The sequence below is a fragment of the Bradyrhizobium tropiciagri genome (assembly GCF_001189845.1).
GTDB lineage: Bacteria > Pseudomonadota > Alphaproteobacteria > Rhizobiales > Xanthobacteraceae > Bradyrhizobium > Bradyrhizobium tropiciagri.
In genome coordinates this window covers 24,205-42,373 of sequence record NZ_LFLZ01000013.1, presented here as the reverse complement: position 1 = coordinate 42,373, position 18,169 = coordinate 24,205, and the positions used below count along the sequence as shown (strand labels likewise).

Here is an 18,169-nt window from a genome sequence, read left to right as displayed (position 1 = left end):
TTTTGCTCCTTTCGTCGAGAGACGGGTTGATGTGAGTCTCGGGACAAAGGCGGCGGCAATGACGTCGCCGCCTTCGAGGCTTAGGCCGCCTTCTTCGTGATCTGCGCGCTAGAAGTCGCACCGTCGATTGCGATGCGACGAGGCTTCATGGCCTCGGGGATTTCGCGGACGAGTTCGATCCGAAGCAGGCCGTTGTCGAACGCCGCATTCTTCACCTGGATGTAGTCTGCAAGATTGAACTGCCGCTTGAATGGCCGAGCCGAGATACCTTGGTAGAGATATTCGTGCTGGTCCTTGTCACTCTTGCGGCCCTCCACCGTCAGCACGTTCTGCTCGGCTGTCACCGCAATCTCATCCGGGTTGAAACCAGCCAACGCCAGCGAGATCTGATATCGATCTTCGCCAAGCCGCTCGATGTTATAGGGCGGATAGTTGTCCTCTGTCCGGTGCTGGGTTTCGTCGAGGAGATCGAAAAGACGGTCGAAGCCGACGGTCGAGCGCCACAGGGGAGCGAAATCGTAAGTCCTCATAGCCAGGTCCTCCTAAGAGCAAGATGGGTACGAAGGAGCGCAAGACACCAGTGCAAGACACCTGTCCGGCGCCCGGTCAGTCCGCCGGACCCAAAGCTGGCGCCCAGCGCCGCCGGCAGGCGGCAAAAATCGAATTAGAAGAGCCCGACGTGATTTCAAGAGCACGCTCAAAAAATTTTGGCTGAATTTTCCCGCGGTCAATTTTGGGGTGCGGCTCATGGAGCGAGATCCCGCAGCTTGGCTTCGGCATCCTCAAGCAGCCGCATCAGCCGGCGCTGTTCTTCGCTGGATAAGTTCGGGGCGCAGAGTAATTTTTTGCAATGCAAAACGACCCGCTGCTCGCTTTCGATCAGAAAGCTACGAACGTGATCGTCCGCAGCCGGAACGGGCTAGCCAGTCGGGGACGGCCACCTTGTCGCGGTTTGCAATTCCAACATGAGCAAAGCAAAGACGTCTCAGCACAGTACGGGCGCTCGCCGCCCGCACTGCGCAAGCCACACGACGGTCAACTGAAGGCTGGTGGCGCCTTTGTCCGATCCTGAGGAGTTTCCCGGATACCCCAGGGCGTGACAGTTGGAGACATCAGTGTATCAATCTTCAACGTCGGCGCCGAAGCGTTCCATTTCATCCAGGGCATCGAGTCTAGATACCGGAGTGGCGGTAACGGCAGCGTCCCACCTGTTCTCGTCACTGCTCGCATCGGCGAATCCTCCGTTCCCCAAGCGGCCAGCGAGGGTAATGTCAAAGCCGAAGCCAGCAGGGCTGTCATCAAATTGCGAATGACAGCGCCCGAGCGGCCCTTTTTGTGCTTCTCCGCACGAGGGGAGCCAATGGTTTGATGCGAGATCATCTCATCCTCCTATCGTTCGAAAGGTTATCAATGCGATGGTTGCGAGGCTTGAGGCCAGCATGAGCAGTTCAGAGCAGCCCCGCCTTTGCGTATCAGAGCTTCGATCTGTGTGCTCATCGTGAAACCCTATTTTCTCCTTGCGTTATTCGTCTCCTCAGAGTGCTGAAAAGAGCGCGCCCGGCCGCGAGCCGGCCGCCGGGCGCAGTCTTGTCAGAAGTCCATCGGCGGCGCGGCCGGCGTGAGAGCCTCCGCCTTCTTCGGCTTGTCGGCCACCAGCGCTTCCGTGGTGATCAACAGGGACGCCACCGAGGCGGCATCCTGCAACGCAGTGCGAACGACCTTGGCGGGATCAATCACACCAGCCTTCACAAGGTCCTGGTATTCGCCGGTTGCAGCGTTGAAGCCCCAGTTGTAGCTGGCGTTCTCAAGCAGCTTGCCGACCACCAACGAGCCGTCCTCGCCCGCGTTCTGGACGATCTGCCGCGCCGGCACCTGGATGGCGCGACGCACGATGTCGACGCCCGCCTTCTGGTCGGCATTGGTGGTCTTGACACTATCGAGCGCCTTAAGTCCCCGCAGCAGCGCGACACCGCCGCCGGGAAGGATGCCTTCCTCGACCGCTGCGCGCGTGGCGTGGAGTGCATCGTCAACGCGGTCCTTCTTCTCCTTGACCTCCACTTCCGTGGCACCGCCGACCCGGATCACCGCAACGCCGCCAGCGAGCTTCGCCAGCCGCTCCTGCAGCTTCTCGCGATCGTAATCCGAAGTCGTCTCTTCGATCTGGGCCTTGATCTGGGCGACGCGGGCTTCGATGTCCTTCTTGGCACCGGCCCCGTTGACGATCGTGGTGTTCTCCTTATCGATCACCACCTTCTTGGCGCGGCCGAGCATATTCAAGGTTACATTTTCGAGTTTGATGCCGAGGTCTTCCGCAATCGCCGTGCCACCCGTGAGAATGGCGATGTCTTCGAGCATGGCCTTGCGCCGGTCGCCAAAGCCCGGTGCCTTCACGGCAGCGACCTTCAGTCCTCCGCGCAGCCTGTTGACGACAAGCGTTGCCAAGGCTTCGCCTTCGACGTCCTCGGCAACGATCAGAAGCGGCTTGCCGGTTTGGACCACCGCCTCCAGCAACGGAAGCATCGTTTGCAATCCGGACAGCTTCTTCTCGTGGATCAGAATGTAGGGGTCTTCGAGCTCGACGCGCATCTTTTCGGCGTTGGTCACGAAGTACGGCGAGACATAGCCGCGGTCGAACTGCATGCCTTCGACGACCTCAAGCTCAGTGTTGAGGCTCTTGGCTTCCTCGACCGTGATGACGCCTTCGTTGCCGACTTTCTGCATGGCGTCAGCCAGGAAACGGCCGATTTCGGTGTCGCCGTTCGCCGAGATTGTCCCGACCTGCGCGATTTCGTCATTGGAGGTGACCTTCTTGGCGTGCGCCTTCAGGTCGCCGACGATCGCCTCGACCGCAAGATCGATACCGCGCTTGAGATCCATCGGATTCATGCCGGCCGCGACCGATTTTGTGCCTTCCTTGACGATGGCCTGCGCCAACACCGTGGCCGTGGTCGTACCATCGCCAGCCAGGTCGTTGGTCTTCGACGCCACCTCGCGCACCATCTGGGCGCCCATGTTCTCGAACTTGTCTTCCAGTTCGATCTCCTTGGCGACTGTGACGCCGTCCTTGGTGATGCGCGGCGCGCCGAACGATTTTTCGATCACGACGTTGCGCCCTTTGGGACCGAGCGTGACCTTCACCGCATTTGCCAGTGTGTCCACTCCCCGCAGCATGCGCTCGCGGGCCTCGGTCGAAAATTTCACGTCCTTGGCAGCCATTCTCTAGATCTCCTTTCTTTCATGACTGTCAGTCTTCGACGGCCTCAGGCCGCCTTCTTCAACTTGCCGCTGTGTTCGACGATACCCAGAAGATCGCTCTCCTTCATGATCAGGAGATCCTCGCCATCGATCTTCACCTCGGTGCCCGACCATTTGCCGAACAAAACCCGATCCCCTGTCTTCACATCGAGCGGGACCAGTTGGCCTTGCTCATTCCGCGCGCCGGGGCCGGCGGCGATGATCTCGCCTTCTTGCGGCTTCTCCTTTGCGGTGTCGGGAATAATGATGCCGCCGGCGGTCTTCTCCTCGGCATCGATGCGGCGCACGAGCACGCGGTCGTGCAACGGACGGAAATGCATGCACATCCTCCTTAACAGTCTAGCGATGTCATTTGACCGGCGCCGATAACCAGCCCCCGGCGAAAAAATCACCTAGGAAAGAGGAAGTCGGTTTCAAGTCTCGGAACAAAAAATTTTGGCACTCTGAACCGATGACTGCCAGAGAGACTTGAAGGGCCGGCCGTAGCTACCTAGTTAAGCGCACCGATATCCTCGTAACTTATTGTGAGATAAGGAGAAATCAATGTCGTCGCCGCGGTTCTTTGGCTATGCCCGGCTGCTCGTCTTGCTCGTTTGCCTGTTCACGCTCGGGACTGCCTTCGCCCAAATCCCCGACCTCGGCACCGGTCGAGTGCCAAGCCTGGCGCCTCTTGTGAAAGAAGTCACTCCAGCGGTGGTCAACATCTCGGTGCAAGGCAAAATCCGCGAGGACAATCCGCTCTACCATGATCCGTTCTTTCGTGAGTTCTTCGACGTTCCGAAGCAACTCGAGAAGGAGATCAACGCGGCTGGCTCCGGCGTGATCGTTGACGCGCAGAAGGGTTACGTTCTCACTGCAAACCACGTGGTGGCGCAAGCTGCGGTGGTGCAGATCAAGACAAAGGACGGACGGAAGTTCGCCGCGAAGCTGGTAGGGCGCGACGCTCCCACAGATGTAGCGCTCCTGCAGATCAAGGATCCGAGTGGTCTTAAGGCGATCAAGCTCGGCGACAGCGATGCGCTTGAGGTCGGCGACTTTGTCATTGCCGTCGGCAATCCCTTCGGTCTTGGCCAGACCGTCACGTCAGGACTTGTGAGCGCGCTGGGGCGAACGGGCCTCGTCAAGCAAGGCTATGAGGATTTCATTCAGACTGATGCGGCTATCAATCCTGGTAACTCGGGCGGAGGCTTGATCAATTTGAAAGGCGAATTGATCGGTATCAATACCGCGATCATATCGCCGGGCGGAGGCAACATCGGGATTGGCTTCGCCGTGCCCATCAACATGGCGAAGAAGGCGATGGTTCAGCTGATTGCGACGGGCCGCGTTGAGCGGGGCCGAATCGGTGTAGCGCTTGAGGATCTCGATGCCCCAGCCGCCGGTCACCTTGAGGGGGCGAGGATCAAAGAGGTCAGCCCTGGCTCTCCAGCCGAGCGTGCGGGCCTGCACAAAGGCGATATCATCGTGAAGGCCAACGACCTCCCGATCCGGAGCGCGACGCAGATGCGTAACCTGATTGGGCTTACGCCAGTCGGCCAACAGGTGCATCTGCTCGTCGAGCACGACCACGCGCGCGAAAGCGTGACGATTGAGGTTCTTCCGCTGGCGGAGAAAAAATCCAGGTGAGAGCACCCAAAATCGCATGTAATGCCGGCGGCGAACTTCAGGTCGGCCCTGATCGACTGGCAAGGCAACCTCAACGCAGTCCGGAGTCGCAAAGTGCTCAACCATAGTAAGTGATGATGTTAACCTCAAAAGGCGCCAAGAATGGCTGGGAGCTGGCGCGCCAAGTCAGGGAGATCAATCCAGCTTTTCCTGTCGTCTACATCGCGGGAGCTGCCGCCGATCAATGGGGCTCGCAGGGCGTGCCGAACGGCATTCTCTTGGAAAGCCTTTTGCACCGGCACAGCTGGTCACAGCTGTTTCCCAGCTCCTCAACAGCGGTGGTACGACAATGTAGCTGACCTTGTGTGTTTAGGAACGCACATCCGCGCCTCACATTGGGTTGGGATGGAGCAGTTTCTGTTTCGCTTTCTGCCCACTACACCAAGGTACCCGATTTGGGTCCGGTATCTAATCACGCTTGCCTCGGTTGCGCTGACCTACGCCACCCATCTGGCATTCTACGCCGAGTTGAAAGCTTACTCGCTCCTTCTCTTTGTTCCTGCGATATTTCTGGTCTCTGTGATCTTCGACAGGGGATCAGGCTTTTTGGCTACGTTTGCGAGCGCCGTCGTCGCAGCGACTTACATACCGAAGCCGTTCAGCGAGAGCACGATCCCATTGCTGATCTTTGTGGCGACTGGTTTAACGATAGCGGCGGTGACCGAGACCCTAAGGCAGGCGATTGAGCGGCTTGCCGAGGCGAACGCCTACGCCGAAACGTTACTCGAAGAGCTGCGTCATAGGACCAAGAATGAACTGAGTACAGTAATATCGATGCTGCAAATGCAAGCGCGAACAGCATCCAACACGGAAACTCAAATAGCCCTGGCTTCGGCGGTTAGCCGGGTCCAGGTGGTGGCGCAGGTGCACGACCGCTTGCACGACGCCCGAGGCGATCAGAGGATTCCGCTTGCTCCTTACATCGAGGGACTGTGCCAGAGCCTGGCAGATTTTCATCGAGGGATTCGTCCCATTGCGATACGCGTCACATGCGACGACATATCGCTGAAGAGCTCTCATGTCGCGTTGGTCGGCTTGATCGTAAACGAGCTGGCGACCAACGCGTTCAAGTATGCTTTCCCCGATGACCGCACCGGTCTAGTCGAGGTCGCCGTCCAGGCTAATGGCCCGCACATCACCATCACTGTCACGGATGACGGCGTGGGCTGTCCGAGCGACGCCAGTGATGGGTTGGGAACGCGCCTGATCAGAATGCTCACCGCCCAAATGAAGGGAGAAATGACGCGCGTGTCGCTCCCGAAAGGCTGTCAGGTGCAAGTGGCAGTCGCACTCGATACCTAACTTGCGCAAACGCATTCTGATGTCAGCCGGCGCAATTCACCAGCTTAGACATTTGCGTCGGCGCATGTTGGCACAATCGCCTGGACCTAGTCGAACCGGTGCCTCCATGGCGGCGTGCTTTAGCAACTCCCCAACACGCGCGTGTGTTTGGTCTGACGCCGAGAAGGATGAGACGCCAGTATGTGCGGCTCAGTTCGATCTTGGCGGCGACGGCGAGCGGGTCGGGAAAGCGGGAGCGCCCGTCCGCGTTCCTGTGACGAAGACTGCGATGCCGTCCCCTCGCTGGGCAATGAGTGCTGCGCAGCAATGAACGGCAGTGCCGCCGCAACGCTCACGATGTTAGCGAGCATGACGCTCAGGACGGTCTCTGTGAGCATGGTGATGATCTCCGATCGCCAATGTCGACCATTTTCGCCGACAATGCTGCGGGACGGGAAGAGCTCGCAACCCGTGCGTGCACTGCGTCCCTCAGTCTCTGAAAGGCGCGTTGCTCGACCTGCCGGATCCGCTCGCGCGAGACGCGGAACTGCCGCGCCAGCTCGTCCAGCGTCTTCGGCTGGTCCGCGAGCATCCGCGCTTCCAGGATTGCCCGCTCGCGCGCCGACAGCATCTCAAGTGCCTCCGAGAGAGCGGCTTCTCGTCGTCCGTAATCATCCGCGTCGATTAGCTGACGTTCGGGATCAGGTGAAGAATCGACCAGCCGGTCTTGCCATTCCTCCGTGGTCTCCTCATCGCTGATGGGAACATTGAGCGAGATATCGCCGCGTAGTCGCCGATCCATTTCGATCACCTCCGGCGGGGCAACCTTCAGCTGGTTCGCGACATAGTTCACCTGGTCGAGGCCCAGATCCGTTTCCTCGAACGCGGATAGTCTGCTTCTCAGCCGGCGAAGATTGAAGAACAGTTTCTTTTGGGCGGCTGTCGTACCCATCTTCACCAGCGACCATGATCTCAAGACATACTCCTGGACGGAGGCCTTGATCCACCACATGGCATAGGTCGCCAGTCGAAAGCCCCTCTCCGGCTGGAAGCGCTTGACGGCCTGCATCAAGCCAAGATTCGCTTCCGAAACGAGATCGGCTATAGGCAGGCCATATCGGCGATACTTCATTGCGATCTTGGCTGCCAGCCGAAGATGACTTGTAACAAGACGGTATGCAGCCTCGCGGTCGCCGTGCTCACGCCAACGCCTTGCGTAGATGTCCTCTTCGGACGCCGTAAGAAGCGGAAATTTCTGAATCTCGACAAGGTAGCGAGAGAGCCCGCCTTGCGAGGTCACGAATGGGAGTGCCGCGATAGTCGCCATGACGATCGCTCCTTTCTTCCGATCTTCACACGCGCAAGCTTATCGCGAGCTGGTCGACGTCTTGGCGCCGATCTTGCTCACCAGGGATCTAAGCTTGCTGTGCCATTGCGGAAGGCGCTTCTTCAGATAGGCCCTAGCGCTATCGATACGGCGCGCAAAGCGTCGCCCGGAAAAGAGACGGCCCGATCGCCGCTCGAGCGCAGTGAGGAGATGATCGAAGGCCTGGCTAGACTGCCGAAAAAGGTGGAGATGCGTCCCATATCCAAATCCTCCAAGAGCAAGATGGGTACGAGGGATGCCGTCGCTGCGTCCATGGACCCCTTCAGGCGTCGGATCGCAGGTGAGGCGCTGCAGAGAACTGTGATCCAGGAAATTTGTTCCAGCGCTATCTTGGAAGTTAGCTTCGGAGCAGACCCACGCGGCCCCATCGCCGCGAATGCTTTGCGGCCCTCCGGGTCGAGAATGGACACCACCCCGCCGCTCCGGCCCAATGCTCACTGCGGTGATGAAAACCAGCGCGGGGCCTCGTTCCTGCGACCCTTCCGAAGTCATACAGCCGGACTACGGCTCCTGATTGTCGATCGTCTGCCGCAACGAGCGGTCGCGTCCAGGTTCACGCCAGCCCGCCGCAAGGAGAGATGGGTTCCCGCGCGCCGATTTCGCAAGTGATAAAAAACCTCTTGAAAAGCAGGCCTTGGCTTCTAATTCGAAAGGTGCAGGCGCGGCACGCCGACCTGCACCGGGCGCCTCTTCGGGGCCCGGCCACTGGGCGCCGGACACGGTGTCCGCGGCGCTCGTAACCATGTTGCTCGAAAGGAGGATGTGGCTATGACCACCTTTGATCTTGCTCCCCTTTGGCGATCGACGGTTGGGTTCGATCGCCTGTTTGACCTCATCGAAGATTCCGTCCGATGGACGAACAGCGATAACTATCCGCCCTACAACATCGAACGGGCCGGTGAGGACCACTACCAAATCTCGCTGGCGCTGGCTGGCTTCACGCCCGAAGAGGTCAGCATCACCGCAGAGCAGAACGTGCTGACAGTTGAGAGCCGAAAAGCCGAAAAGGGCGCGCATCAGTACCTGTACCAAGGTATCTCGGCACGTCCGTTCCGGCAGGTCTTCAACCTCGCGGACTACGTGCAAGTGAAGGGCGCCTCGTTCGAGAACGGCATGCTCAAGATCGACCTTGTGCGTGAAGTTCCGGAGGCGATGAAACCACGCCAGATTGCCATCAACGCTGGCAGCGACAACCAACAGCTTGAGAGCAAGCAGGCGGCCTGAAGGTCTGCTGCCAGTTGTGCTTTGTCTCGCGGCACGGCGGATGCCGCGACCGCGGACGCTTGCAGATAACCGGGTTACAAGGAGAAAGACTATGGCTATGACTGATCTCATTCCCTGGGGCCGCGGTCGTAACGTTCCCGCCCAACGAGGCGGAGACGCGAGCCCGTTTTTGGCTCTGCATCGCGAAATGAATCGTCTATTCGACAACGTCTTTCGGGGCTTCGATTTTGCCCCCTTTGGCGACCACCTGCTTGAGCGGTCCATGGGCTGGCCTAACATCGAAGTCAGCGAGACCGACAAGGACGTGAGGGTCGCGGCGGAACTGCCAGGCCTCGACGAGAAAGACGTTGAGGTCGAGTTCGCCAACGGCGTCCTGTCGATCAAGGGCGAGAAGAAGACCGAAACGGAAGACAAGAATCGACGATTCAGTGAGCGCTACTACGGCCGCTTCGAACGGCGCATTCCGGTTGAGGGTGTTGATCAAGACAAGGTGTCAGCCGCATTCAAGAACGGCGTTCTGACCGTGACCATGCCGAAGCTGCCGGAGGCACAGTCGAAAGTGAAGCGCATTGCGATCAACGGCAAATAAGCGTCACAGCGGGAGCGGGATCCCTGCTCCCGCTGTACCTTTGCTCTTTGCATGTCACTCGGCTTGAGCCCCAAGCCAAGGACAAGCGTCCAAGTTTGGAAGCCGATCGAGAACCTCTGCTCCTTGGTTAGCTTGTCCTTCCGCGATTGCGAGCAGCGACTAACCGACGGATGTGATCAAGCACCGTCTTATAATCCAGCCCACCATCGGGGGCATCGTTACATAGGCCGCCGGCGAGTTGCAGAACTTTGGTAATGGTCCCCCCGAGCAGCACCTTCACGTCAGGCTGGTGATCCCTGATCCATGATGCGAGAGCAAACCCACTTTCGCTCGGCAAACTTTTCACGCCAATGAGCGCAACGTCCACTGTATGTCTGCCACTCGAAAGGGTTGCACGAGCCTCGTCGCCATCGACTGCTTCCCGGACACGATAACCGCAGTCTCGCAGATACTGGGCAAGTGGCTGGCGGACGAGAATGTCCTGCTCCACCACCAAAACAGTTGCTATTTGCATTCATTTCGTCACGGTAATAAGCCGATGATCTCTCCGATCAGCTTCGGAATCCCATCAGGCGGATATGGCTTCGGCAAGAACTTCCCTAATCGGCTCGCCGCGTCCTCTATGTTCGTGTTTCCGGAGGTTATGATGATTGGCACCATCGGGAACTTGGCCCGAATACGCTCGGCCAAAGTCAGGCCCGTTAGAAGGCCAGGCGTCTGTACGTCTGTAACCACCAGGTCAACCTGCTCACCCGCCTCAATGAACTCCATCGCAGCGTCGGCTTTGGCGGCCTCAATCACTTCATACCCGGCTCGCCGAAGGGTCTCTGCAACGTCCAAGCGGATGAATGTCTCATCTTCGACGAGCAAAACCCGAATTGGCCCTGTATCCAAACGTAGCAATGGAACCGTGGCCATACGCACGCCCTTCTGTAACCGCATAATCGGTCGGCAAACAGTTGGTTCCTCAAAGTGCCGACATAGAGCTTGGCCCGAACGGTCGCGCATCTGGGGTTAGCTCGCTCGTGAAAAGTCCTGCGTTCGATTGCACGCTTCGAGCACGCGCCGAAGAACGGTCGTCAGCAGTCGACGGCGGCATTTCTCCCTGCGCCCATGACCAAGGCAAGGGCGGTTGGTCATCCCGGCCGGTCTGGAGTACGCCGGCGACGAAGCCCTAGCGACAGTATATTTCCGGCACGCCAATCATGGTTCCCCTCCCTCGATCGATACTTCCGGACGCGGTGAAGCATGAGCCAGAGCGCTCAAGGACCGCTGCGCAGGCTGAAGTTTCGCACGGCTCTGCCCCTTACGGCACTCATGTTGGGTGGTCGTGCTGGTCATGCCGTCCTTGAAACGCCAGGACGCTGTCCTATGATTCCTACTGCCAAGCGCTTGATGGCCCGGAGGCGCGAACAAGCCGTCGCGCAGCGCGTTCTGCGGATCGAAGGCTCCAAGCAGGAGAGACAGAGAAACTCTGCTTGCGGTTGCTGTATGGCCACATTCGTCAATGCCATTGAAACATTCGGGCAGAGGTCGGGAGTGGGTTCGATGAATGACACGAAGCGCCGATCCGGCTTTGCGGGTGCCGCGGACCTTGTTGCGCATGCCGAGGTGGCGACCCGCTATCTTAAAGAGCTGTGTTCAGCATGCGCGAGCGGCGACAAGGCCGAGGCGCGAGCAGCGCTTCGTCGAGCGATTAGCGAGCTAGAAGTCGCACGAGCCATGCTGCGGACCGGAGCTGAGTGAAAGACCAACGTTATGGGCAACTCATGACGAGGCAAGGATGACTGCAAAGATCCATGACGCACTGACGGAGGCTCTTGATTGCGTGAAGGAAAGCGGCCTGATCCGCAAGTATAGCCTCGTCTGGAGTGGCCGGAGTGAGGTGCCGCGTATCGTTGTCTGGAAGGGGACAGATGCTACAGATGAAGAGCTGCGGCGCTCCCTTGCGGAATCTCTTGCCGGCCTTGCGGCGGAATCGCAGGTTACCATTGAGAGGAATTAGGATGGGACTATTTTTGTGCCTCCGCGGATTTTTCGCTCCCTGCGACCATCACAGGAGACGGCATCCGTTTTGCCCGAAGCATCGACTCGACCTTGGCCGAAAGTTCTCCGGACGAGTACGGCTTGCTGAGTAGGAGCGCCCACCGCGTACGCGCTTGCTTGTCGTGTCGATGAGTCTGGATAACCACTGCAAAACACCGTCAGCTTTAACACGCCTGCGGATCATGCTCGGTCAAGCGGGGGCGCACGGTCGCGCAGGCTTGGCTCCGCCCGATCGGCATCAATTGCGACTGGTGTGTGGTTCCGCAGAAGTATGCCAAAGCCCGTGAACAGGCGCCTCGGCATTGGATAGCTCCCCGGAAGCCTATTTTGGAACGAATTTCCGTCGGCCGGTCAACCCGCAGTTCGAACAATGTTGGGACCGAAGCTGAGGGGTCGCGTTCCGAGTGGAGCAAACTGGTTGCTGGAACGTTGAAGGCGAGCCTGCTTGCGCCTGCCCGACGCCCAGCCGGGGGACGCGCGGCTGCGCATCTCTTCAAAAGGTCGGTGCTTAGACGATGGCCTGGAATCAGTTTGTCGGCATTACCATGCTGCTGTATGCACTGACGAACCCGGTCGGAGCCATTCCGATTTTTCTGGCGATGACGCGCAAGGTTGAAAGCGTACAGATACACCGCATCATCATTCTGGCTTCCGCGGCCGTCGCGGTTTTCTTCATGAGCTCGGCGCTGCTTGGCAAGCAGATCCTAAATTTCTTCAATGTCGGACTCGATGACTTCCGCATCGCAGGCGGCCTACTGGCGCTGATGATCGCCTTCGAGATGTTTCAGGCGCAGTATGGAAGATTCATACAAGTTGCTGACGAAACGGCGCGCGGCGAAGTGGATATTCACGGGCTAGCGATCACCCCCTTTGCCTTTCCGCTGCTTGTGGGGCCGGCCGAGTTGAGCATCATGATCACTCTATCCAACGACAATCCGGGATGGCTTCCCAAAGCGCTGCTTGCAATTGCCTCGCTGCTCGCAGCGCTCCTGATTGGACTTACGCTGTGGATGGCCGCAGCAATCGAGCGGCTTCTAGGCAGAACCGGCATCAACGTCATGACGCGCGTGATGGCGCTTATCGTCGCCGCGATCGGCGTGAATTTCATCATGACTGGCATCAGGAGTGAATTGCCGGGATTGGCGGGCCAATAGCCAAGGCGCTCGAGCAAATCCGCCTCTACTTGGAAAAACTGACGAGACGCACTCCAAATGGGCTGCTGGCAGCCTGCATCTGAAATTATATTTCATGCAGCAATTTCAATTACTTATGAGGGTAACAGCAAACACTTGCCCCGGTTAGCACTCACCCCTTGACAGTGCCACGGGTCGTCCCAAATCAAAGCTCCGAGGGGCGACCATGATGCCTTCTCGCCCCGTCCACAAGTACATGGGGTTGCAAACATGATCATGGGATTTGCTGATCCGTTCGACACACTTCTCGATCTACAACGCTCTCTTGAAGCGAGCTTGGCCAGCGACTGGCTGCAAGACCTCACGACCAGCCGCGGACCATTCCCACCGATTAACGTTTTCCAGCAAGGCGACGACATCCTGGCCATCATAGAGCTGCCGGGTGTCAGCAAGAGCGATCTACAGATCGAGGCGAAGGAAAACACCATCCGCATCTTCGGAAAGAAGAATGTCGACTATCCCGAAGAGGCGAGCCTGCATCGACGCGAGCGCGTCTCCGGCGAGTTCGATCGAACGCTCTCCGTCCCCGTGCAGATCGAGCCAGATGGCATCAAGGCCGAATATCGGGACGGCATTTTGGCGCTATTCCTGCCGCGTGCGGAAAGCGACAAGCCACGCACCATCAAAATATCCTGACCGCAATCTGTCGCCATAAGGCGCCGCGCAGCTTTGAGGAGATTACAATCATGGCTTCTAAGAAGGAACTGCAGGTCACCCAAAAACGGGAGTTGGAGAAGAAGGAGGAGACCACCATCCCGGCGCGCATATTCGTGCCGAACGCGGACATCTATGAGACCAAGGATGGGCTCAACGTGGTTCTCGAAATGCCGGGGGTCGACAAGAGTAGCGTCGACGTTCGAGTGGAGGACGACGTGCTCAAGGTCGACGGAAAGCTCGACTTCTCCAAGTACCGGGGCCTACAGCCGCTGTACACCGAGTACAATGTCGGTCACTTTTCGCGAAGCTTCCGGCTTTTCGGCAAGATCGATCAGAGCAAGATCGCAGCCGAGCTGAAGGACGGCGTGCTGTCGCTCATGCTGCCGCTTGCAGAGAAAGCCAAGCCGCGAGCCATCCAGGTCAATTGAAGGGGCTTTGTCTCGGGTGGGTCGAGAGAATAGTTCACTACGCAGGTGCGTGCGCCGCGCTGGCAAACGCTTTTCGGAGGAATAATCATGAGCGCAAAGGAGGTACGATTCTCGACTGACGCCCGGGACAAGATGCTCCGTGGCGTCGACATTCTAGCCAATGCCGTCAAAGTGACGCTGGGACCGAAGGGCCGCAACGTTGTGCTTGAGAAGAGTTTTGGGGCGCCGCGCATCACCAAGGACGGCGTAACCGTTGCGAAGGACATCGAACTCGAGGACAAGTTCGAGAACATGGGAGCGCAGATGGTCCGCGAGGTCGCGTCGAAGACGTCCGACCAGGCAGGCGACGGCACGACTACTGCTACCGTTCTCGCACATGCAATTGTCCGCGAAGGCGCAAAGGCGGTCGCAGCGGGCATGAATCCTATGGATCTTAAGCGTGGTATTGATCTCGCGGTCGATGCGGTCGTCGATGAACTCAAGAAGAATACCAAGAAGCTAACTTCAAATGAAGAAATAGCGCAGATCGCGACGATCTCGGCCAATGGTGACAAGGAAATCGGACGCTTCCTGGCTGATGCAATGAAAAAGGTTGGCAACGAGGGAGTGATCACGGTCGAGGAAGCCAAGAGTCTTAATACCGAGCTCGAAGTCGTCGAAGGCATGCAGTTCGACCGCGGCTACATCTCGCCCTATTTTGTCACCAATGCAGAAAAGATGCGGGTTGAGCTGGACGATCCATACATCTTCATCCATGAAAAGAAACTCTCGGCGTTGCAGCCGATGCTGCCGCTGCTGGAAGCGGTCGTGCAGAGCGGCAAGCCCCTGCTTATGATCGCCGAAGACATAGAGGGTGAGGCGCTCGCCACGCTTGTCTTGAACAGGCTGCGGGCCGGATTAAAGATTGCCGCTGTCAAGGCGCCCGGGTTCGGTGACCGCCGCAAAGCAATGTTGCAGGACATCGCGATCCTGACTGGCGGCAATTTCATTTCCGAAGAACTCGGCACGAAGCTTGAGAATGTCACGCTCGCGATGTTGGGACGCGCCAAGAAAGTCACGATAGACAAGGATAATACGACCATCGTCAGCGGCGCCGGTAAGAAGTCGGAGATCGAGGCGCGCATTAAACAGATCAGAACCGAAATCGAAGAGACCACGTCGGACTATGATCGGGAAAAGCTGCAGGAGCGGCTGGCAAAGCTTGCTGGCGGAGTTGCCGTCATCCGGGTCGGTGGCGCGACAGAAGTCGAGGTCAAGGAACGGAAGGACCGTGTCGATGATGCCATGCACGCGACGCGCGCCGCAGTCGAAGAAGGTATTCTTCCTGGCGGCGGAGTGGCGCTGCTACGGGCCACGGCGGCGCTGGCGAAACTCAAGCCCGCAAACGACGATCAGCGACACGGCCTGGAAAGCGTCAAGCGGGCGCTCACCTGGCCGGCGCGGCAGATCGCCGAAAATGCGGGAGAAGATGGATCGATCGTGGTTGGAAAGGTGCTCGAAACCAAGGACTATGCTTGGGGTTTCGATGCGCAGACAGCAGAATACGGTAATCTGTTCGCGAAAGGCATCATCGACCCGACCAAGGTCGTAAGGTCCGCGCTGCAGGACGCAGCTTCGATCGCCGGGCTCTTGATCACGACTGAGGCCATGGTCGCCGAAGCGCCCCAGAAGAAGAATGGAGCTGGCCAAACTGTCCCCGCGGGCGCCGGCGCAATGGACTTCTGAGGGTACAAACGACGTGCGGATAGAGGCCGGTCCCCCGGTCTACTTACGCCGCGTGCGACCGGCGGCCCTTGCTACAGAAAGGGTCCCAGGGCAAATCGTCTATCAATATCCTCACCGCAGGAGCCGTGTTGGAATTGGTTCCAAGTTTGATGTCGCGGAGCGTATTCGCTCACACGCGGCGGGCATAAAACTCTTCAGCGCTGGACTTTGACCGCCAACCGCCAACTCCTTTGTCCTCTCCTTGCCTCCGCGAAGACAAATGGTCGCACGCAGCGCGAGCAGTGTGACCGCTGGTCTTTTCCTCCGAACCTACGGTGAAAAACTACGGCTTTGCGCGAAGAAGCGCGCAACATAGCGAAATTTCGGTGGCTTTGCGGTAGATTCGAACAATTGGATAAAGGGGAGAGCTGTGGCGTAGAAGTGGCGGAGAGAGTGGGAGTCAAACCCACGAATATCGATCGTTCCACATCGAACAACTGAGACTGCTCGTAAGCACTCGCCCGCCTCAGGCCCTCGGCAATTCAGACTCTGCACATGCACTACAAGGCTGCTCATGTTGGCTGTGACAAGATCTTTCTTGATCTCCCGGTGCACACGTCGTGCACACGGCGTCATCTAACCAATTGAAAAACTCGAACTCTCGCTCCAATCCATCATCGGAAAGACTGCGCTAGCTAGGGCAAAGGGTTCCCTAATACGTCTTCATCAAGGTGGTCATCTCAAAGCAAAGAGTCCGGTCAACGGAAAATGATCGCTATGTTCATATCCGACCTCACTGGCTCACAACGATCCTTGGCTCTTTCAGCTCTCCCACAATGCTTCAAGCATTCGTTAGCTTCACTGGAGCGACAAGCGGCTTTGCACGTAGAGTGGCGGCCGAAAGCACGCTGCTGATTGGCTGCGCGAGACCGCGATGTGGCCGTAGCTATCGACGTGGCAAGCCGATTACGAGAGAACACATGGCGATTTTAGGTGAGCCCCGCCAGAAACGGAACCTGATCCCACTGAAAAAGGCATTGGAGCGCGGCGGCTTTGGCCGAACCAAGGCCTACGAGTTGATCAACGAAGGGAAATCATCGCCTACAAAATGGGCGGCCAGACCATGGTCGATGCCGATTCCATCGACGCTTACCATATGAGCCTTCCTCGCATTGAACCGGGTACATGAAGACAGGCCTAGTTTAGCTGGTTGCGAAGCCTTCTCGGATTGCCTCGACCGGCACAATCTTTTTTGGATCGGCAAAGCCATCGATCCGGTCGGCCCAATGCTGCATCAGCTTCGTGCGCGAGCCGATCAGTGCGAGGGGGCCATGCCGTTTGTAGGTCGCCTTGACCGAATTGCTTTCGAGATGTGCCAATTGCAGCTCGATGACGTCGCTGTCCCATGCCTTGGTTTCCTCGATCTCCTCATGGTGGCAAAGGGTCGAGAAAGTCGTGCGGAAACCATGTGCGCAATGCTCGACCTTGGTATCAATGCCGAGCGCGCGCAGCCGCTGACATAGCGTTCTGCTCGACAGTGGCGCATCCTGGGCACAAGCGAACACGTAGCGCCGATTGCCTGTGATCTGTTGCACGCGCCGCAGGATCGCGAGAGTTTGGCGTGACAGCGGCACGACGTGGTCCCATCCGGTCTTCATCTTCGTCGCGGGGATGGTCCAGCGCTTGGCATCCCAGTCGACTTCGGTCCATTCCATGTCGTTGATCATGCCGGGACGAGGGACGGTCAACGCATCGACCCGTAGGGCATCACCGACCACGTCGCCAAATCTGGCCTTTTGCCATAGCGGCATGATCAGGCTGAAGAGGCGAACGATGTCCTGGGGTTCAGTGACGCCCGGGCGCGGGGTTGAGACGTTGACACTGAGTTGCTTCTTGCAGGCGCGGAACGGATTATAGCCGTCGCCTTCGAGGTCGGCGTAGTCGCAGACCTGCTCGCCGATACTGTGGACCCGGTCACGGGTCTCCAACCTCCCCTCGGCCTGCATCGTCCGAAAGAAGGCGAGCACGTCGGGACGCTTGATGTCCGGCCGGTGGAGATTGCCGAAACGATTCTTCAGGTAGCCAGACCACCTTTCAAGCAGCGCAATGGTTTGCGGACTACGCACGGTGACAAGCCGGCCACGCTTGATCTTCTCGGTCTTCTTCTCCGCGAGCCATTCGTCGATCCACACGCCGAACGGCCGCTCGGCCGCCTGGCGATGGCGCTCGAATTGCTTCTCGATCGAGGGATCGACCGGCCGGTTCTGTGTGAGCAGGCCCTTTGCGGCGTCACGTTTCTGGCGTGCCGTAGCGAGCGAGACGGTGCCGTCGCTGCCATTGCCGTAGGGCCCAATGGAATAGGTCTTCTGCCTGCCGTGAAAACGATAGGCCATCCGCCAGAGCTTGGAGCCCGCTTTGCCGGTTCTGCTCGGGTCCGGCGTGATCAACAGATAGAGACCGCCGCCGGTCGCGTCGGAAATCTTGGTCGCTCGCCATGCACCGTTCTGAAACTTCGGCCCGGCGGCGCGGCAGTCGACGTCGGTCCTGATCTGCCCGGGATTGGCGCACTCGCCTTTGTTGCGTGCCATCTGCTCTGTTCTCTTCGTTCGGAATATCGTAATTTTACCGAGAACGTTTGTTCTTCCGATACCAACAAAAATACCAACAAATCGGTCGGCTGGAGGCGGCGAAGAACAAACAGGGACGGACACCGATGTACGCAGAAGCATCTGTTTTTCAA

18 protein-coding genes and 1 pseudogene are annotated in these 18,169 nt (G+C 58.4%); 12 read left to right on the top strand and 7 right to left on the bottom strand.

All coding sequences use genetic code 11. The annotated features are described in order from the left end of the window. Positions 1-80 precede the first annotated feature (80 nt). The 3 genes from AKN84_RS13415 to groES all read right to left on the bottom strand — a co-directional run bounded on the left by AKN84_RS13415 (position 81) and on the right by groES (position 3,575). Entirely contained in the window at positions 81-530 is a 450-nt protein-coding gene (locus tag AKN84_RS13415) for an Hsp20 family protein (RefSeq protein ID WP_050421173.1), read from the bottom strand. Between the two features lie 1,060 nt (positions 531-1,590). Continuing rightward, the gene (gene groL, locus AKN84_RS13410; protein ID WP_050421172.1) at positions 1,591-3,216 is read right to left on the bottom strand and encodes a chaperonin GroEL; all 1,626 of its coding nucleotides are present in this window, start codon (positions 3,214-3,216) and stop codon (positions 1,591-1,593) included. Between the two features lie 44 nt (positions 3,217-3,260). Continuing rightward, on the bottom strand, positions 3,261-3,575 hold the full coding sequence (gene groES, locus AKN84_RS13405; protein ID WP_050421171.1) for a co-chaperone GroES: 315 nt from the start codon (positions 3,573-3,575) through the stop codon (positions 3,261-3,263). 223 nt (positions 3,576-3,798) lie between these two features. On the opposite strand from groES, the gene AKN84_RS13400 reads away from it, so the two are divergent. The 3 genes and pseudogenes from AKN84_RS13400 (at position 3,799) to AKN84_RS13395 (ending at position 6,222) form a co-directional block, all read left to right on the top strand. Continuing rightward, a complete protein-coding gene (locus AKN84_RS13400; protein ID WP_050421170.1) occupies positions 3,799-4,881 on the top strand; it encodes a trypsin-like peptidase domain-containing protein in 1,083 nt (360 codons plus the stop codon). Positions 4,882-5,012: 131 nt separating this feature from the next. Continuing rightward, positions 5,013-5,215, top strand: a pseudogene (locus AKN84_RS48925) (response regulator); the annotation flags it as partial. 50 nt (positions 5,216-5,265) lie between these two features. Next, the gene (locus AKN84_RS13395; RefSeq protein WP_050421169.1) at positions 5,266-6,222 is read left to right on the top strand and encodes a sensor histidine kinase; all 957 of its coding nucleotides are present in this window, start codon (positions 5,266-5,268) and stop codon (positions 6,220-6,222) included. A 355-nt stretch (positions 6,223-6,577) separates the two neighbouring features. Here AKN84_RS13395 and rpoH read toward each other — a convergent pair whose 3' ends face one another. Next, complete coding sequence (gene rpoH / locus AKN84_RS13390) at positions 6,578-7,528, bottom strand: RNA polymerase sigma factor RpoH (RefSeq protein WP_050421168.1); 951 nt, start codon at positions 7,526-7,528, stop codon at positions 6,578-6,580. Between the two features lie 828 nt (positions 7,529-8,356). Between rpoH and AKN84_RS13380 the strand changes: the two genes are divergently transcribed. Both AKN84_RS13380 and AKN84_RS13375 read left to right on the top strand, forming a co-directional pair. Further along, on the top strand, positions 8,357-8,812 hold the full coding sequence (locus AKN84_RS13380) for an Hsp20 family protein (RefSeq protein WP_050421166.1): 456 nt from the start codon (positions 8,357-8,359) through the stop codon (positions 8,810-8,812). A 91-nt stretch (positions 8,813-8,903) separates the two neighbouring features. After that, a complete protein-coding gene (locus AKN84_RS13375) occupies positions 8,904-9,401 on the top strand; it encodes an Hsp20/alpha crystallin family protein (RefSeq protein WP_050421165.1) in 498 nt (165 codons plus the stop codon). Between the two features lie 127 nt (positions 9,402-9,528). Here the strand turns inward: AKN84_RS13375 and AKN84_RS50665 are convergent, their stop codons facing one another. Further along, complete coding sequence (locus AKN84_RS50665) at positions 9,529-9,915, bottom strand: response regulator (RefSeq protein ID WP_050421164.1); 387 nt, start codon at positions 9,913-9,915, stop codon at positions 9,529-9,531. 8 nt (positions 9,916-9,923) lie between these two features. Then, positions 9,924-10,319 (bottom strand): response regulator, encoded by a 396-nt coding sequence (locus AKN84_RS13365; protein ID WP_157863290.1) that lies wholly within the window; start codon positions 10,317-10,319, stop codon positions 9,924-9,926. Between the two features lie 630 nt (positions 10,320-10,949). Between AKN84_RS13365 and AKN84_RS13360 the strand changes: the two genes are divergently transcribed. From AKN84_RS13360 to AKN84_RS48335, 7 genes are all read left to right on the top strand, one after another. Next, complete coding sequence (locus AKN84_RS13360; RefSeq protein ID WP_050421270.1) at positions 10,950-11,147, top strand: hypothetical protein; 198 nt, start codon at positions 10,950-10,952, stop codon at positions 11,145-11,147. A gap of 37 nt (positions 11,148-11,184) precedes the next feature. After that, positions 11,185-11,406 carry a hypothetical protein gene (locus AKN84_RS13355; protein ID WP_050421162.1) on the top strand — a complete coding sequence of 74 codons (222 nt, stop codon included), beginning with the start codon at positions 11,185-11,187 and terminating at the stop codon, positions 11,404-11,406. 556 nt (positions 11,407-11,962) lie between these two features. Beyond that, positions 11,963-12,601 (top strand): MarC family protein, encoded by a 639-nt coding sequence (locus AKN84_RS13350; protein ID WP_050421161.1) that lies wholly within the window; start codon positions 11,963-11,965, stop codon positions 12,599-12,601. Between the two features lie 249 nt (positions 12,602-12,850). Next, complete coding sequence (locus AKN84_RS13345) at positions 12,851-13,276, top strand: Hsp20/alpha crystallin family protein (RefSeq protein ID WP_128970741.1); 426 nt, start codon at positions 12,851-12,853, stop codon at positions 13,274-13,276. A 50-nt stretch (positions 13,277-13,326) separates the two neighbouring features. After that, positions 13,327-13,725, top strand: a complete 399-nt coding sequence (locus tag AKN84_RS13340; protein ID WP_050421159.1) for an Hsp20/alpha crystallin family protein — start codon at positions 13,327-13,329, stop codon at positions 13,723-13,725. An 87-nt stretch (positions 13,726-13,812) separates the two neighbouring features. Next, positions 13,813-15,450 (top strand): chaperonin GroEL, encoded by a 1,638-nt coding sequence (gene groL / locus AKN84_RS13335; protein WP_050421158.1) that lies wholly within the window; start codon positions 13,813-13,815, stop codon positions 15,448-15,450. A 959-nt stretch (positions 15,451-16,409) separates the two neighbouring features. Beyond that, the gene (locus AKN84_RS48335; RefSeq protein ID WP_193399654.1) at positions 16,410-16,589 is read left to right on the top strand and encodes a hypothetical protein; all 180 of its coding nucleotides are present in this window, start codon (positions 16,410-16,412) and stop codon (positions 16,587-16,589) included. Between the two features lie 42 nt (positions 16,590-16,631). Here the strand turns inward: AKN84_RS48335 and AKN84_RS13330 are convergent, their stop codons facing one another. Continuing rightward, positions 16,632-18,017, bottom strand: a complete 1,386-nt coding sequence (locus AKN84_RS13330; RefSeq protein WP_050421157.1) for a tyrosine-type recombinase/integrase — start codon at positions 18,015-18,017, stop codon at positions 16,632-16,634. Between the last annotated feature and the right edge of the window lie 152 nt (positions 18,018-18,169).

Bases quoted from the DNA above. Each gene is read 5' to 3' on its own strand.
- AKN84_RS13395 (WP_050421169.1), top strand. From the start codon at position 5,266: ATGGAGCAGTTTCTGTTTCGCTTTCTGCCCACTACACCAAGGTACCCG.
- AKN84_RS13340 (WP_050421159.1), top strand. From the start codon at position 13,327: ATGGCTTCTAAGAAGGAACTGCAGGTCACCCAAAAACGGGAGTTGGAG.
- groES (WP_050421171.1), bottom strand. From the start codon at position 3,575: ATGCATTTCCGTCCGTTGCACGACCGCGTGCTCGTGCGCCGCATCGAT.
- AKN84_RS13345 (WP_128970741.1), top strand. From the start codon at position 12,851: ATGATCATGGGATTTGCTGATCCGTTCGACACACTTCTCGATCTACAA.
- AKN84_RS13375 (WP_050421165.1), top strand. From the start codon at position 8,904: ATGGCTATGACTGATCTCATTCCCTGGGGCCGCGGTCGTAACGTTCCC.
- AKN84_RS48335 (WP_193399654.1), top strand. From the start codon at position 16,410: ATGGCGATTTTAGGTGAGCCCCGCCAGAAACGGAACCTGATCCCACTG.
- AKN84_RS13380 (WP_050421166.1), top strand. From the start codon at position 8,357: ATGACCACCTTTGATCTTGCTCCCCTTTGGCGATCGACGGTTGGGTTC.
- AKN84_RS13400 (WP_050421170.1), top strand. From the start codon at position 3,799: ATGTCGTCGCCGCGGTTCTTTGGCTATGCCCGGCTGCTCGTCTTGCTC.
- AKN84_RS13415 (WP_050421173.1), bottom strand. From the start codon at position 530: ATGAGGACTTACGATTTCGCTCCCCTGTGGCGCTCGACCGTCGGCTTC.
- AKN84_RS13350 (WP_050421161.1), top strand. From the start codon at position 11,963: ATGGCCTGGAATCAGTTTGTCGGCATTACCATGCTGCTGTATGCACTG.
- rpoH (WP_050421168.1), bottom strand. From the start codon at position 7,528: ATGGCGACTATCGCGGCACTCCCATTCGTGACCTCGCAAGGCGGGCTC.
- AKN84_RS13360 (WP_050421270.1), top strand. From the start codon at position 10,950: ATGAATGACACGAAGCGCCGATCCGGCTTTGCGGGTGCCGCGGACCTT.
- groL (WP_050421172.1), bottom strand. From the start codon at position 3,216: ATGGCTGCCAAGGACGTGAAATTTTCGACCGAGGCCCGCGAGCGCATG.
- AKN84_RS13355 (WP_050421162.1), top strand. From the start codon at position 11,185: ATGACTGCAAAGATCCATGACGCACTGACGGAGGCTCTTGATTGCGTG.
- AKN84_RS50665 (WP_050421164.1), bottom strand. From the start codon at position 9,915: ATGCAAATAGCAACTGTTTTGGTGGTGGAGCAGGACATTCTCGTCCGC.
- AKN84_RS13365 (WP_157863290.1), bottom strand. From the start codon at position 10,319: ATGGCCACGGTTCCATTGCTACGTTTGGATACAGGGCCAATTCGGGTT.
- groL (WP_050421158.1), top strand. From the start codon at position 13,813: ATGAGCGCAAAGGAGGTACGATTCTCGACTGACGCCCGGGACAAGATG.
- AKN84_RS13330 (WP_050421157.1), bottom strand. From the start codon at position 18,017: ATGGCACGCAACAAAGGCGAGTGCGCCAATCCCGGGCAGATCAGGACC.